At 59.9% G+C, this 13,548-nt stretch carries 9 protein-coding genes; 7 read left to right on the top strand and 2 right to left on the bottom strand.

Annotated elements, in window-relative coordinates; genetic code table 11:
• Nucleotides 1–333: 333 nt before the first annotated feature.
• A complete protein-coding gene (locus IG169_RS06030) occupies nt 334–1,233 on the bottom strand; it encodes a LysR family transcriptional regulator (RefSeq protein ID WP_193175275.1) in 900 nt (299 codons plus the stop codon).
• Nucleotides 1,234–1,396: 163 nt separating this feature from the next.
• On the opposite strand from IG169_RS06030, the gene IG169_RS06025 reads away from it, so the two are divergent.
• The 4 genes from IG169_RS06025 (at nt 1,397) to IG169_RS06010 (ending at nt 7,679) form a co-directional block, all read left to right on the top strand.
• Nucleotides 1,397–2,119, top strand: a complete 723-nt coding sequence (locus IG169_RS06025; protein ID WP_193175274.1) for an isochorismatase family protein — start codon at nt 1,397–1,399, stop codon at nt 2,117–2,119.
• Nucleotides 2,120–2,164: 45 nt separating this feature from the next.
• Nucleotides 2,165–4,276, top strand: a complete 2,112-nt coding sequence (locus tag IG169_RS06020) for a hydantoinase/oxoprolinase family protein (protein ID WP_343225594.1) — start codon at nt 2,165–2,167, stop codon at nt 4,274–4,276.
• Between the two features lie 14 nt (nt 4,277–4,290).
• On the top strand, nt 4,291–6,084 hold the full coding sequence (locus IG169_RS06015; protein WP_193175273.1) for a hydantoinase B/oxoprolinase family protein: 1,794 nt from the start codon (nt 4,291–4,293) through the stop codon (nt 6,082–6,084).
• Nucleotides 6,085–6,176: 92 nt separating this feature from the next.
• Nucleotides 6,177–7,679: an NCS1 family transporter gene (locus tag IG169_RS06010; RefSeq protein WP_193175272.1), complete on the top strand. Its 1,503-nt coding sequence runs from the start codon at nt 6,177–6,179 to the stop codon at nt 7,677–7,679.
• A gap of 18 nt (nt 7,680–7,697) precedes the next feature.
• Here the strand turns inward: IG169_RS06010 and IG169_RS06005 are convergent, their stop codons facing one another.
• Complete coding sequence (locus IG169_RS06005; protein WP_193175271.1) at nt 7,698–8,714, bottom strand: GlxA family transcriptional regulator; 1,017 nt, start codon at nt 8,712–8,714, stop codon at nt 7,698–7,700.
• 125 nt (nt 8,715–8,839) lie between these two features.
• On the opposite strand from IG169_RS06005, the gene IG169_RS06000 reads away from it, so the two are divergent.
• Genes IG169_RS06000 through IG169_RS05990 form a run of 3 tightly spaced genes read left to right on the top strand, consistent with a single transcriptional unit; the run spans nt 8,840 to nt 13,395 of the window.
• Nucleotides 8,840–10,093: a sarcosine oxidase subunit beta family protein gene (locus tag IG169_RS06000; protein ID WP_193175270.1), complete on the top strand. Its 1,254-nt coding sequence runs from the start codon at nt 8,840–8,842 to the stop codon at nt 10,091–10,093.
• 12 nt (nt 10,094–10,105) lie between these two features.
• The gene (locus IG169_RS05995) at nt 10,106–10,405 is read left to right on the top strand and encodes a sarcosine oxidase subunit delta (protein WP_193175269.1); all 300 of its coding nucleotides are present in this window, start codon (nt 10,106–10,108) and stop codon (nt 10,403–10,405) included.
• The gene (locus IG169_RS05990; protein WP_193175268.1) at nt 10,402–13,395 is read left to right on the top strand and encodes a sarcosine oxidase subunit alpha; all 2,994 of its coding nucleotides are present in this window, start codon (nt 10,402–10,404) and stop codon (nt 13,393–13,395) included. Before IG169_RS05995 ends, IG169_RS05990 begins: the two co-directional genes overlap by 4 nt.
• Nucleotides 13,396–13,548: the final 153 nt, after the last annotated feature.

Below are 13,548 nucleotides of genomic sequence, written 5' to 3'. Positions count from 1 at the left end.
TAGTTACGATTCGAGATCTGGATTCGATTGCTCCGAGGGCGGTTTGGGATAACGGAATTTTCCGTTACGATTTCAGCGGCTTGACGCAGCGTGATCGCGAATTCCGGGCATCCGCATCGAATCGTCGGTCTACTGAAGCGTCGATGTCTGGCGGCTGGGAGGTTCTCGTCCTCTAAGCCGCTACGCTTGAAATCTCGAGATTGGTGCTCTGGGAAACGCGTGGGTTCGGTGACTTGCGTTCGGTGAGACATTTGTGGACTGCCTTCCGATCATTCGACTTAGGCGAAGAGGTTATTATCGGAAGGTCGTTGCGGCTAGAACGCATTTTAGCATCTAGTGTCGCGCGGGGAGGTTCTTGGCCACCTCGACGAATGCTCGAACCTGTTCGCTATGATTGGACTTCTTCCAAGTCAGAACCGTACGACTGCGGAACTGGGAATGAACGATCGGACGCACCTCGACCGAGCGGCCAAGAAATCCGATCAGGCTTTCGGGATATACCGTGATACCCAAACCGGCCGCCACCAGGCCCAGAAGCGCAAGAGTATTCGATGCTTCTAATCCGACTTGCAATTCGATCCCTTCCGCGTTGAAGAGATCATTGAGCCTCCTTCGATACTCCTCCCATTCCCGCATGTCGCCGAGGATTAGGTCCTGTTCGGCCAGATCCGTCGGCGAGATGCTGAATTTGCGCAGCAGCGGATGGTTAAGCGGGGTGACCACGTAGAGTGTCTCGGATGAGAGCATGACGCTGTTGTAGTCTGGATGCTCGAAGGGGCCGATCATATAGCCTAGGTCAACCTCGTCATTGGCAAGTGCAAGCTTCTGCCCCTGCGTGCGGATGTATTGCAGTGCCACGTCGACATGCGGATGAGCCTGACGGAACCGGGCGACAGCCGAGGGCATCAATTCGGTCGCCGCGAAAGCCATGTAAGCAATGCGCAAATGCCCTGCCTTGCCCTCGGCGATGCGCCGGGCACCTTCAATCGACTCCGCATAGCGGGTCAGAAGGTGGGCATTGTCCTTGTAGAAAGACTGTCCCGCTTGGGTCAGGGCCACTTCGCGCGTGGTGCGTTCGAGGAGCTTGAAACCGATCGAGTGCTCGAGTTTTTGTATGCGCCGGGTCAGGGCTGATTGGTCCAAGTTCAGACGTTCCGCGCTGCGGCGGAAGTTCAGTTCTTCCGCGACGATCAGGAAGGAATGGATGGTATCGAGACCCGGCGCATTGGACATTTTCACACTCTTTGTTGATGCAAATCTCGCAATAATAAAGGCTCACACGGCAATTCCGGGCCGTCAAGCGGAAGTGCAGTATTGAAACCGAGCGGCAATTGCGCCGCGGGGCTTTCACACCCCCGAGAGGGGCATGCCGCGCCAAATCACACAGGAGAACGAGATGAAAGACGTGGATCACAAGGAACTGGATCGGCTGCTTCAGCAGGCTTTCGAGGTTGCTTCCGAACTCTACCAACAGCGTGGCTTCCAGCGCCGCGTCGGTTTCGGCAAGCGCCCGGCGCTGGTGAGCGTTGACCTCGCCAATGCCTGGACGCGTCCCGGCAACCCCTTCACCTGCGATCAGGACAAAATGGATAATGAGATCATTCCCGGAATGCAGAAGCTTCTTTCTGCCTGCCGCGCCAACGGTCATCCGGTTATCCACGTGACGACGGCCTACGAAATCACCGACCGCAATGCGTCCTTCACCGATATGGGCCTGTGGCACAACAAGATCCCGGTGGATGTAGTCAATTTGGCCGACAAAGATCTGTGGGCGATCGACAGCCGCATCGCGCCGATCGAGGGAGAATACACGCTGTTGAAGAAGCGCGCGTCCTCGTTCCACGGAACCGAGCTGGCGGGCATTCTCCGGGCGAACAACGTGGATACGATTCTGGTCACTGGTGTCACTGCTTGCGCCTGCGTGCGTCAGACGATCTGCGACGGTATCGCTGATGGTTTCCGCACGATCGCGGTGAAGGAAGCGATTGGCGACCGCGTGCCGGGCGCCGTCGCCTGGAACCTCTTCGACATCGACGCGAAGTTTGGCGACGTGCACACGGTCGACGAATGCGTCGATTATCTCAATACGGTCAACGGTGCCGCCGCCGCGGCCGAATGACCGATACCCCGGAAGCCTGCTGGGCGATGTGTCCAGCAGGCTAACGTGGCAACAGACGAAATCGGGAGGATCGATATGGCAAGAATTGGTGTGGATGTAGGTGGGACAAACACCGACCTCGTGCTCGAGTGTCCGAAAGGAGTCTTCTATCACAAGGTTCCGACGACGCTGAAGAACCAGTCGATCGGTGTTGTTGAAGGCGTGCAGGGCATCTGCAGGATGGCCGGGATCGAACCGGCCGAGGTAGAACTGATCGTGCATGGCACGACGACCGCGACCAACATCACCATTGAGCACAATGGGTCCGAATGCGGGATGCTGACCACGGAAGGATTCCGCGACATACTGCATATCGGGCGGCACAAGCGGCCTTACAACTTCTCGCTGCATTTCGATGTGCCGTGGCAAAGCCGCCCGCTGGTAAAGCGCCGAAACCGGATCGCCGTTGCCGAGCGGATTCTGCCGCCTTCCGGCGCGGTCGAGAAACCGTTGGACGAGGATGCCGTCCGCGCCGCCTGCGCTGTGTTCAAGAAGCGCGGAATCGGCTCGGTCATCATCGGCTTCATGTTTGCCTTCCTCAACGACGCGCACGAGCTTCGCGCCAAGGAAATCGTCCTTGAAGAGATGCCCGATGCCTATGTCACACTGTCATCCGAAGTGGCGAACGTGATGCGCGAGTACGAACGCTTCTCCACCGCCGCGATGAATTCCTATGTCGGACCGAAGACCTCTTTCTACCTGCGCGATTTGGAGTCGAAGCTTCGGGAGGCCGGGGTGTCATCGAAACTCCGGATCATGCAGTCGAACGGGGGTGTTTCCACGGTTGAGAGCTGCGCCAAGCGTCCAATCCGTATTCTCATGTCCGGACCCGCCGGAGGGGTGATCGGCGGCGCGTCGGAAGCCCAGATGGCGGAGGTGTCGAACATCATCACCGTGGATATCGGGGGCACGTCCGCGGACATTTCGACCATACCCGGCGGGACCGTCAAGATCATGAACCCGCGCGACACCTATGTATCCGGCCACCCGGTATTGACGCCAATGATCGACCTCGTGACCATCGGGGCCGGCGGTGGATCGGTCGCCTATATAGACGAGGCGGGCGGATTCAACGTGGGTCCACGCTCGGCGGGATCGGAGCCGGGACCCGCGTGCTATAGGCGCGGGGGGGGCGAGCCAACCGTGACGGACGCGCAGATCGTACTGGGGCGGCTTGACCCGGACATGGCGCTTGGTGGCGATCTCAGCCTTGATGCGGAACTTGCAAGAAAGGCGGTCGAGGAGAAGATTGCAAAGCCCCTTGGCATGTCGGTGATCGAAGCCGCGCTGGGGATCATCCGGATCATCAACAACAACATGGCTTTGGCTATTCGGTCGAACTCGGTCGCCCGCGGCATCGATCCGCGCGAATTCTCGATCATGCCCTTTGGCGGAGCCGGGCCGCTGCACGGTGTCGCGTTGGCCGAGGCAATGTCGGCGCGAGACGTGATCGTGCCGGTTGCGCCCGGGATCACCGCGGCGGTAGGTCTTCTGAAAACCGATTTGCAATACGAGCATACAGAAGCCGTGATCGTGGAACTGAACGCGGCGAGCGACAATGACCTCGATCGGATCAACGGGGCCGTCGCCGTTCTGCGCAACCGGGTGCGGGCCGAGCTTGATGCTGACGGCATCCCGCTCGATCAGCAACGGCTCAGCGTGGTCGCCGAATGTCGCTACCACGGTCAAGGGTTCGAACTGCGTGCCGACATGCCGGACGGCTCGGTGACAAAAGGAAACAAACACGTAATCACCGACAGTTTCCACGACCAGCACCATCTCGATTACGGCTATAGTTACCGCGAGGCGGAGGTGGAACTGATAACGCTTCGCGCCATCGGCACGGCCGCGGTCCGCCGGATCGACATTCCGAAGATCGCGCCGACGGACGGCTCCAGCCCCGATCGGGCGCTGATGTTCGTGCGTCCCACCACTTTCGATGACGGACGGACGCTGGAAACTCCGCGTTACGATCGCACGAAGCTGATGGCGGGCGACGAGCTCGAAGGACCGGCGATCCTGATCCAGCATAACTCCACCACGCTCGTGCCACCCGGTTACGTCGCCGAGACGCTTGATTACGGCAATACGCGCATCCGCCCCGTCGGCGTGGTTTGAGGAGGAACAAGAAAATGAATGTCATGACAAAATCCCAACCCGTCGTCGTTGAGGTGGATCCAATCACGCTCCAGGTGATACGCGGGTCCTTCGAAACGATCGCCGAAGAGATGGGTCACGTCCTTTACCGAATGTCCTTCTCCTCGATCATCCGCGAAAGCCAGGACTTGGGCGCAGGACTGTTCGATACCGATTTCAACACGCTGTGCGAGTCGGAATCGACACCGATGCATATCGGCTCCATCCCGGGCTACCTGCGCGGTATTGCCCAAACGCTCGAAGATGAGGAGTGGTACGAGGGTGACGTGGTCGTCCACAATCACCCCTATTTCGGATCGTCGCACACGCCCGATCTTGCAATCGTGGTGCCAGTTTTTCTGAAAGGGCGCTTGGTAGGATTCGCCGGCAACACAGCGCATCACGTCGATATTGGCGCGGCGACACCGGGGCTCATTATCGATGTACCGGACGTTTTTGCCGAAGGGATGTTGTTCGCGGGCACCAAGCTTTACCGCAAGGGCGAGCCCAACAACGCAATGTGGAACTACATTCGCCGCAACTCCCGCGCCGCCGAGCAACTGGTGCGTGACATCGAGGCACAGGTGGCCTCGGCCCGGCTCGGGGCAAAACGGTTCGTCGAGCTCTTGGAGAAATTTGGCGAGGAAACGGTGTTTGCCGCAGCCAACCAGTTGATGGACTATGCCGAACGCATGACCCGCCAGCGGATCAGCGAAATCCCGGACGGGGATTACACCGCCGAGGGGTGGCTGGACGATGACGGACGGAACCGTGATCAACGATTGAAAGTCAAAGTGACGCTGCGCGTGCGTGGAGACGAGGTGGAGGTCGATCTGACCGGCTCCGCCGACCAGACGCCCACCGCGTACAACGTGCCGTTCGAGGGATCCACCAAAGTTGCCGCCTATGCCGGTTTCCGCAAGCTGCTGTTGGATTCCGCCACATCGGAGGTGCGCGTGCCTTCGAACGAGGGTTCGTTCCGTCCGATCAAGGTGACCGCGCCGTCGGGCTCGATCTTCAATCCCAAGGCACCGGCCTCTGCGGAGGCGCGGTTCACCCAATGCAACCGGATGATCGACCTTATCATCCGGGCGCTCGCCCCGGTGATGCCGGAAACGGTGATCGCTGGATCGTCCGCGTCAATCAGCTTCGCCGCTTATTCCGGCTTGCGCCCCTCGGGTGACTATTGGGTCTTCCTCGAAGTCAACGAGGGTGCCTATGGCGGAAGGCCGAGGTCAGACGGGCCGGACAGCATCGACAATCTGATGGCCAACACCCGCAATAATCCGCTCGAAGATCTGGCGATGCACATACCAATGATTTGCGACCGTTACGAACTTCGCGATGACGTTCCGCCAGGTGCCGGCGAGTATCGCGGCGGTATAGGTGTCGTGAAGGCGCAGCGAGTGCTGACACCGGCCTTTATCACACACGAATCCGAGCGTCACACCGATGCGCCTTGGGGCATATTCGGCGGCACCGACGGCGCGGTTGGCAAGTGCCTGATATACAATAGCGAGAATCCAAAAGAGGTGCGCGAAATGCACTCCAAGTTCTCGGGTCTCGCGGTTCAGGCGAATGATGTGATGGCGTACTACAGCCCGAACGGCGGCGGTTATGGCGACCCGCTCGATCGCTCCGCGTTAAGGGTATTGGAAGATGTGCTGGACGGTTTCTGCACTGTCGAGCACGCGCGTTCGGTCTACGGCGTCGTGGTCAATCTCGAAACCGAAACCGTCGACATGGCTGCCACGGAAAAAATACGCGCGGCGATGCAACTTCATTCCTGACCGCCGCGGCGGCCATTCGCATGGCTCTGAAGCAATCCGCGGCAATCGATCCTTCTAGCGGACGAATCCAAACAAGAACTGGGGAAAATGTCATGGCTTTAGCAGATCAAATCCTGGCGGCCGAACACGAGCGAAACGCGCTTGTCGAGGAGTCGATATTGCCCGTCCAGTTGAACCAGCGGCCCATCGGTCTTTTGGGCTACGCTTGGATCTGGGTCGGCATCGCAGTGATTATCGCCACCTATTCTCTTGGCGCTTCCGGCATCGGCGGTGGTGTCGGGCTAGGCGCTGTGATCCTGACGATCCTCCTGGCCAATGTCGCGATCGGCGCCTTCATGGTGCTGACGGCCGATATCGGGACGGAGCATGGCTTATCTTTCGCCGTGTATCTGCGCGCGCCATTTGGCGTACATGGTACACATTTGCCATCCATCTCGCGCGGGATCGTGGCGGCGATGTGGTTCGGAATCCAGACCTATCTCGGCGCGCTGGCCTTGAACGGGATCGGTGAGTATTTCCTGGGCTTCTCCAACTGGTTCGTTTGGTACGTGGCTTTCGGTGTTTTGCAAGTCGCGAATACCGCCTTGGGAATCAAGTCGGTCGAACGGTTGGCTTCGTTCGCCGCACCCGCGATTATCGCCATTTCGGTATGGATGTATTTCACGCTTGAGGGGATCGCCACGACCAAGGGACTGAACATCTGGAACTTCCGCGGCGAGGGCCAGATGTCTCTGGTTGTGTTGTTCGTGGCCAATTTGGGTTTCTGGTCGACGCTGGCGATCGACATTCCGAATCTGACACGTTTCGTCAAGACGAAGCCCGGCGCCAGGGGGTTCTTCGCCCGAAACCGTAACATCTTCCTCGCGCAACTCGTTGCGTTGCCGGCAACGCAGGCGATGATCGCGGGTATTGGCGCGGTCTCGTTCATTGCAACCGGCAATTGGAACCCAGTGGAAGTTATCCAGGGACAGGGGCAAGGCTTGTCATTGGTCGTGTTGCTCGCGCTGGTTGTTCTGGCTCAGTGGTCCACCAACAACTCTGCAAACCTCATTCCCTCGGCTCTGACGTTCATCAATCTTGCGCCGCGACTTATCAACTACAAGATTGCCGTGGCATTGGCGGGTATCGTCGGCACGCTGTGCTTCCCATGGAAGATCCTCGGCAACCTCTTCGTGTTCCTCGGATATTACGGCGCGTTTCTCTCCGCCATCGGCGGAATAATGGTGGCGGATTATTATGTACTCAGAAGACGTCGCCTGAACGTGCCGGAGCTATATTCGCTGAGCGGCCAGTTCCGCTATGCAGGCGGGTTCAATATTGCCGGCCTCGGTGCATGGGTAATCGCGGGGGGTATCGCGGCATTTTATTCGCAATACGCCTTCCTGATCGGTTTCCCGCTTGGCTTCGTAATCTACCTCATACTTATGAAAGCCGTGGTTCTTCCTACAAATCCGCAGGCAGAGATAGACGGTGGCTTTTCCGACGCATATCTCGCTACATCAATGGGAAAAAGTTGGACCTATCTTGGAAACGGGCGGTTTGACCGCATCACGCCCGATGCCGCGGGGCAGGGGATAGCCCGCGAAGATCTGTAACGCGTAATTCAAGAATGATCACCGGCCCGCCAATCGCGCGGGCCGGTTTGTTTTTGTGACGTGGTTCTTTCGCTCCTGGCGCCACGCCTCGGGTGTCACTCCTTCGATAGCGCGGAATACTCGTATCAGGTGCGAGACATCGGCGAAGCCGGTATCGTTTGCGATTTCGGTGACCGATCGTTCACTGCGTTCCAGAAGTAGCCGCGCCTGAGCCAGACGGATCATCTTCCCCGCTTCCGAGGGCGTGATACGAAGCGCTGTCGTGAAATGTCGCTCAAGTTTTCTTCTGCTGACACCCAACCGCGCCGCGAGATCGGTAACAGTCAAGGGTGTGTGGAGTGTTTGCTGCATCGCAAGCAGCGCCTTCTTAACAAGAGCGTCTTTGGTGGTTAATTCGAGAGGGAGCCCTGGCTGCGCCTTTTCTCCGGCCAGTGCCTCGTCGATAATCATTATAGACAGGCTCTTCTTCGCCGCCGCGCGACCTACATGGCTGTCGACTAAAAATGCAGCTAGATGGGCGGAACTGACTCCACCCGAACAGGTCAGTCGTTCTCGGTCCACCACGAAAATTTGATCCGATACCGGTCGCAAGCCCTCGAACTGTTCCAGAAAGTCATCGTGGTGAAACCAGCTGACACAGCAGCGATAGCCGTGCATCAATCCGGCGTGGTGCAGGATGAACGCGCCGGTGCAGACTCCCACCAATGGGATGCCCGAATCCGCCGCGCGATTCAGAAAGGCCACGTATTCCGGGTCCAATCGCTCCAATTCCTCCATCAATCCGCCGACGACCACGATGTAGTCAAAGCGCGAAGGTTCGCCGAGCCGTTCGTCTGGCTGCACGGGAATTCCGGAGCTCGAAGTGACGGGGTCCATCGTCGCCGACAGTACCCGCCATCGGCAGAGTATGGGACGCGAGCGGTCTCCCTCATCCGCCGCCAGGCGCAGCACGTCGACGAAGTTGGCGAAGGCGGACAGCGTGAAACGTCGGGCCAGAATAAAGCCGATGCGCAAGCGAGGGATTTGGACATTCATCGTTGATTCATTTCGAAAACGTGACGCAATTATAACGCCAAACTGACGCATACATACAGTGAAAAATCCTTTCCTCTGGCATCATGGCGCATTGATTAGGACCGCCCGGCCCGGAGGCTACGCCAATGACCCATTTTTCCGCCTTGTCGCTTTTGAGAAACGCGCTGACCGGTCACAAGAACTGGGCCGAGCAATGGCCCGACGCGCAACCGAAAAGCGAATATGATGTCGTCATCGTTGGCGCGGGAGGGCACGGCCTGGGAGCGGCCTACTACCTGGCGAAGGAACACGGCATTACCAATGTCGCGGTAATCGACAAGGGATGGTTGGGCGGCGGCAATACCGGGCGAAACACCACTATCATCCGCTCCAATTATCTCTATGACGAAAGCGCCCGGCTTTATGACCATGCGCTCGATCTCTGGGACGGGCTCAGCCAGGAACTCAACTACAACGTCATGTATTCCAAGCGCGGCGTGATGATGTTGGCGCACAACGTGCACGACGTGCAGTCGTTCCAGCGCCACATTCACTCCAATAGACTCAACAGTGTGGACAACCAGTGGCTTACACCGGGGCAGGCAAAGGAGCTCTGTCCACCGCTCAACATTTCGAGTACCGCCCGTTATCCGGTCATGGGCGCGGCGCTCCAGAAACGGGCTGGCACCGCCCGCCACGATGCGGTGGCATGGGGATATGCGCGCGCCGCCGCGGCACGGGGTGTCGACATCATCCAAAACTGCCCAGTCATCGCCATCCGCCGCGGAGCTGATGGCGCCGTCGCGGGAGTGGACACCGCCAAGGGATTCATCAAGGCAAAAAAGGTGGCGGTTTCGGCGGCCGGGCACACGAGTGTCGTCATGGAGAGCGCGGGCGTGCGGATGCCGCTGGAAAGCTATCCGCTCCAGGCCCTTGTCAGCGAGCCGGTCAAGCCGGTCTTTCCCTGCGTTGTTATGTCCAACACGGTGCATGCCTATATCAGTCAGTCGGACAAAGGCGAGCTCGTAATCGGTTCGGGCACTGACCAGTACACAAGCTATTCGCAGCGCGGTGGATTGCCGCTCATCGAGCACACCGTGGCCGCGATCTGCGAAGTGTTCCCGATTTTCAACCGAATGCGAATGCTGCGCAAATGGGGTGGCATCGTCGATGTCACGCCCGACCGCTCGGCCATTCTCGGCAAGGCGCCGGTCGAGGGTCTCTATGTCAATTGCGGCTGGGGAACGGGCGGCTTCAAGGCAACACCGGGTGCCGCCCATACATTGGCCTGGACCGTGGCGAAGGACGAACCACACCCGATCAACGCCCCCTTCACGCTGGAGCGCTTCACGACCGGGCGCTTGATTGACGAGGCGGCGGCGGCTGCCGTGGCGCATTGAGGAGGAAGAGTGATGTTGCTGATCCATTGCCCCTATTGCGAAGAAACTCTGCCGGAGGCCGAGTTCGCCTACGCGGGCGAGGCGCATATTGACCGCCCCGCTGATCCTTCAGCGCTCTCCGATGAGGAATGGCGCGATTATCTGTTCATCCGCTCCAACGTGAAGGGACCGCATTTTGAACGCTGGCGGCATGTTCATGGCTGCGCGCGTTTCTTCAATGCGGTGCGCGATACCGTGAGTGACAAGTTTATGACCACCTACAAGGCGGGCGATCCCCGCCCCGACCTGACAGCCGAGGAGGCCGCGCAATGACCCGGTTTCGCGTAGAGGGCAAAGGCCGCGTCGAGCACGCCGAGCCTGTCAACTTCACTTTTGATGGACGTACATACACCGGCCTGCGTGGGGACACGGTTGCCTCGGCCCTGCTGGCCAACGGCGTGCACCTGATCGGTCGCAGCTTCAAGTATCACCGCCCGCGCGGTACCGTCACCGCGGGTTCGGAAGAACCAAACGCGCTGATCAGTACGAGCAGGGGCAAGGGCCGATACGAGCCCAACACCCGCGCGACCGTGCAGGAGTTGCGCGAGGGTTTGGTGGCCGAGAGCCAGAACAGATGGCCAAGCCTGAATTTTGACATCGGGGCCGTCAACGACAAGGCCTACATGCTGTTCTCCGCAGGTTTCTATTACAAGACCTTCATGTGGCCCAAGAGTTTTTGGAACAAGGTTTACGAGCCAATCATTCGCGCCGCCGCCGGCTTGGGCGTGTCACCCGGCGAAGAGGATCCCGATCGTTATTCGTCTCGTTATTTACACACCGACATCCTCGTGATCGGCGCGGGTCCCGCGGGAATCGCCGCGGCGAAAAGCGCGGCGCAGTCGGGCGCGCGTGTCACGCTAGTGGACGAGAACCGCGAAATCGGCGGCGCGCTACTATCCGACCCCCGCGTGAAAATCGACGATATCGGGGCGTGGGACTGGCTTTCCGCCCAGCTCGTCGAACTGGAGGAACTTGGCGTGCGGCTGATGATGCACACCACGGCGATCGGATATTATCACCAGAACATGGTCGGCCTGTGCGAAAAACTGACCGACCATCTCGACGAGTTGCCAGAAGGTGCCCCGCGTGAACGCTTATGGCGCGTGCGCGCGGGGCAGGTTGTGCTCGCGCAGGGCGCTCTGGAAAAACCGCTCGTATTCGACGGCAACGACCGTCCCGGCGTGATGCTGGCGGGCAGCGCGCAGACATATCTCAACCGCTATGGCGTGCGGGTCGGAGACGAGGCTGTCGTGGTTACCAGCCATGACAGCGCTTGGTACGGTGCATTCGACCTGGCCGATGCTGGTACGGAGATCACAGCCATCGTCGACACCCGCGATACGCCGCGCGCCGATCTAGCGCGAGAGGCCGAACGCCGGGGCATCCGCTTGTTTGCCGGCCACACCGTGACCGGCACGGCGGGACGCCTGCGGGTCAAGTCGGTGCGTGTCAACCCTGTGAGGGACGGTCGCGTCGGCGCGGCTGTGACCGTGCGGTGTGACTGTCTTTTGATGTGCGGAGGCTGGACACCATCACTGCATCTCTTTTCCCATACCAAAGGCAGTCTGAAATGGGACGAGAGCCAAAACGCCTATTTACCGGATCACAGGTCCGAAGCCTGCCACATTGCCGGGGCCGGGCGCGGCCTCTGGAGCTTTGAAGCGGCGCTGAACGATGGCGATGTCGCCGGCCGCGCGGCGGCGGAGGCCGCCGGGTTCGAAATCTCGGACCACGCGCGGTTCGCCGTCGCGCAGGATCGACCCGGAACCGGTGTCACGCACAAGGAATTGCCGACTGATCGCGACGCGGGCAAGGCGCGCGCCTTCATCGATTTCCAGAACGACGTGACGGCCAAGGACATCCGGCTCGCCGTACGCGAGGGGATGCGCTCGATCGAGCATGTGAAGCGGTATACCACCAACGGAATGGCGACGGATCAGGGCAAGATGTCCAACATCAACGGGCTCATGATCGCCGCCGATGCCTTGGGCGAGGCACCGCCTCGTGTCGGGCTGACGACCTTCCGGCCGCCCTATACGCCGACCACCTTTGGTGCCTTCGCCGGCTACCACAGGGGTGCGACCTTCGAGTTGACGCGTAGGACCACGATCGATTCCTGGGCCGAGGAACACGGAGCGGTCTTCGAGCCGGTGGCCCAGTGGCGCCGGGCCTGGTATTTCCCAAAGGTCGGCGAGAGCATGGATGCCGCCGTATTGCGCGAATGCACCGCCACACGCAACTCCGTCGGGATCTTCGATGCGTCCACGCTCGGCAAGATCGAGGTTGCGGGACCGGACGCGGCGGAGTTCATGAATCGCATGTATACCAATCCCTGGACGAAGCTGGCACCGGGCCGCACCCGCTATGGTCTGCTTCTGGGCGAAGACGGATTCATCCGCGACGATGGCGTGATTGGACGGATCACGGATGATCTGTTCCATGTCACCACGACGACGGGCGGGGCGGCCCGCGTGCTGAACATGATGGAGGATTACCTCCAGACCGAATGGCCCGACCTCACCGTCTGGCTAACCTCGATGACCGAGCATTGGGCGGTCGTCGCGCTCAACGGTCCCAACGCGCGCAAGGTATTGGAGCCGCTGGTCGAGGGTCTCGACATCTCTCATGATGCATTCCCGCATATGTCTGTGGCTGATTGCAAGGTGTCGGGTCTGCCCGCGCGTCTCTTCCGGCTGAGCTTCACCGGCGAGTTGGGATTCGAGATCAACGTGCCCGCGCGCCACGGTCCGACGCTCTGGAAAGCGCTGATGGAGGCGGGCGCAGCCCATGATATTTGCCCGTACGGAACCGAGGCGATGCATGTCCTGCGCGCCGAGAAGGGCTACATTATCGTAGGTCAGGACACAGACGGAACGGTAACGCCGGAGGATGCCGGTCTGAACTGGGCGATCGGCAAAAAGAAGCCGGACTTCGTGGGCAAACGCTCACTCGCACGCCCTGATCTCGTCATGCCCGGCCGCAAGCAGCTTGTCGGCCTGATCACCGAGAATGGCGCCAAGCTCGAAGAGGGCGCACAGATCGTGCTCGACCCGAACCAACCCAAACCGATGAAGATGGTAGGTCATGTCACCTCGTCCTATCGGTCGGCCGCGTTGGGTCACCCTATCGCCATGGCGTTGATCGAGGGCGGGCGGGATCTCATGGGCGACATTGTTCATGTGCCATTGCCCGGCGTCACGCACAGGGCGCGTATCACCGATACCAATTTCTATGACCCCGAAGGCGCACGCCTGCAGGTCTGAGGAGGCCGATCATGACCACCCAGAAACACAACGACACCGACAGATCGGCCGTTATGATCCGCATCGAGGAACTGGTCCCACAGGCACGCTTTTCGCTGCGTGTTCGATCTGAGCGCGCGCGGGTGTTGAGCGAATCCCTCGGCCTCGCATTGC

This window comes from Oricola nitratireducens (assembly GCF_014904745.1).
GTDB classification, from domain to species: Bacteria; Pseudomonadota; Alphaproteobacteria; order Rhizobiales; family Rhizobiaceae; genus Oricola; species Oricola nitratireducens.
The sequence above is the reverse complement of the archived record's forward strand: the minus strand, read 5'-3'. Positions and strand labels throughout refer to the sequence as shown.

What these genes read in the sequence shown, in the direction of transcription:
- IG169_RS06030 (WP_193175275.1), bottom strand. Translation starts at nt 1,233, where the DNA reads ATGTCCAATGCGCCGGGTCTCGATACCATCCATTCCTTCCTGATCGTC.
- IG169_RS06025 (WP_193175274.1), top strand. Translation starts at nt 1,397, where the DNA reads ATGAAAGACGTGGATCACAAGGAACTGGATCGGCTGCTTCAGCAGGCT.
- IG169_RS06015 (WP_193175273.1), top strand. Translation starts at nt 4,291, where the DNA reads ATGAATGTCATGACAAAATCCCAACCCGTCGTCGTTGAGGTGGATCCA.
- IG169_RS06010 (WP_193175272.1), top strand. Translation starts at nt 6,177, where the DNA reads ATGGCTTTAGCAGATCAAATCCTGGCGGCCGAACACGAGCGAAACGCG.
- IG169_RS06005 (WP_193175271.1), bottom strand. Translation starts at nt 8,714, where the DNA reads ATGAATGTCCAAATCCCTCGCTTGCGCATCGGCTTTATTCTGGCCCGA.
- IG169_RS06000 (WP_193175270.1), top strand. Translation starts at nt 8,840, where the DNA reads ATGACCCATTTTTCCGCCTTGTCGCTTTTGAGAAACGCGCTGACCGGT.
- IG169_RS05995 (WP_193175269.1), top strand. Translation starts at nt 10,106, where the DNA reads ATGTTGCTGATCCATTGCCCCTATTGCGAAGAAACTCTGCCGGAGGCC.
- IG169_RS05990 (WP_193175268.1), top strand. Translation starts at nt 10,402, where the DNA reads ATGACCCGGTTTCGCGTAGAGGGCAAAGGCCGCGTCGAGCACGCCGAG.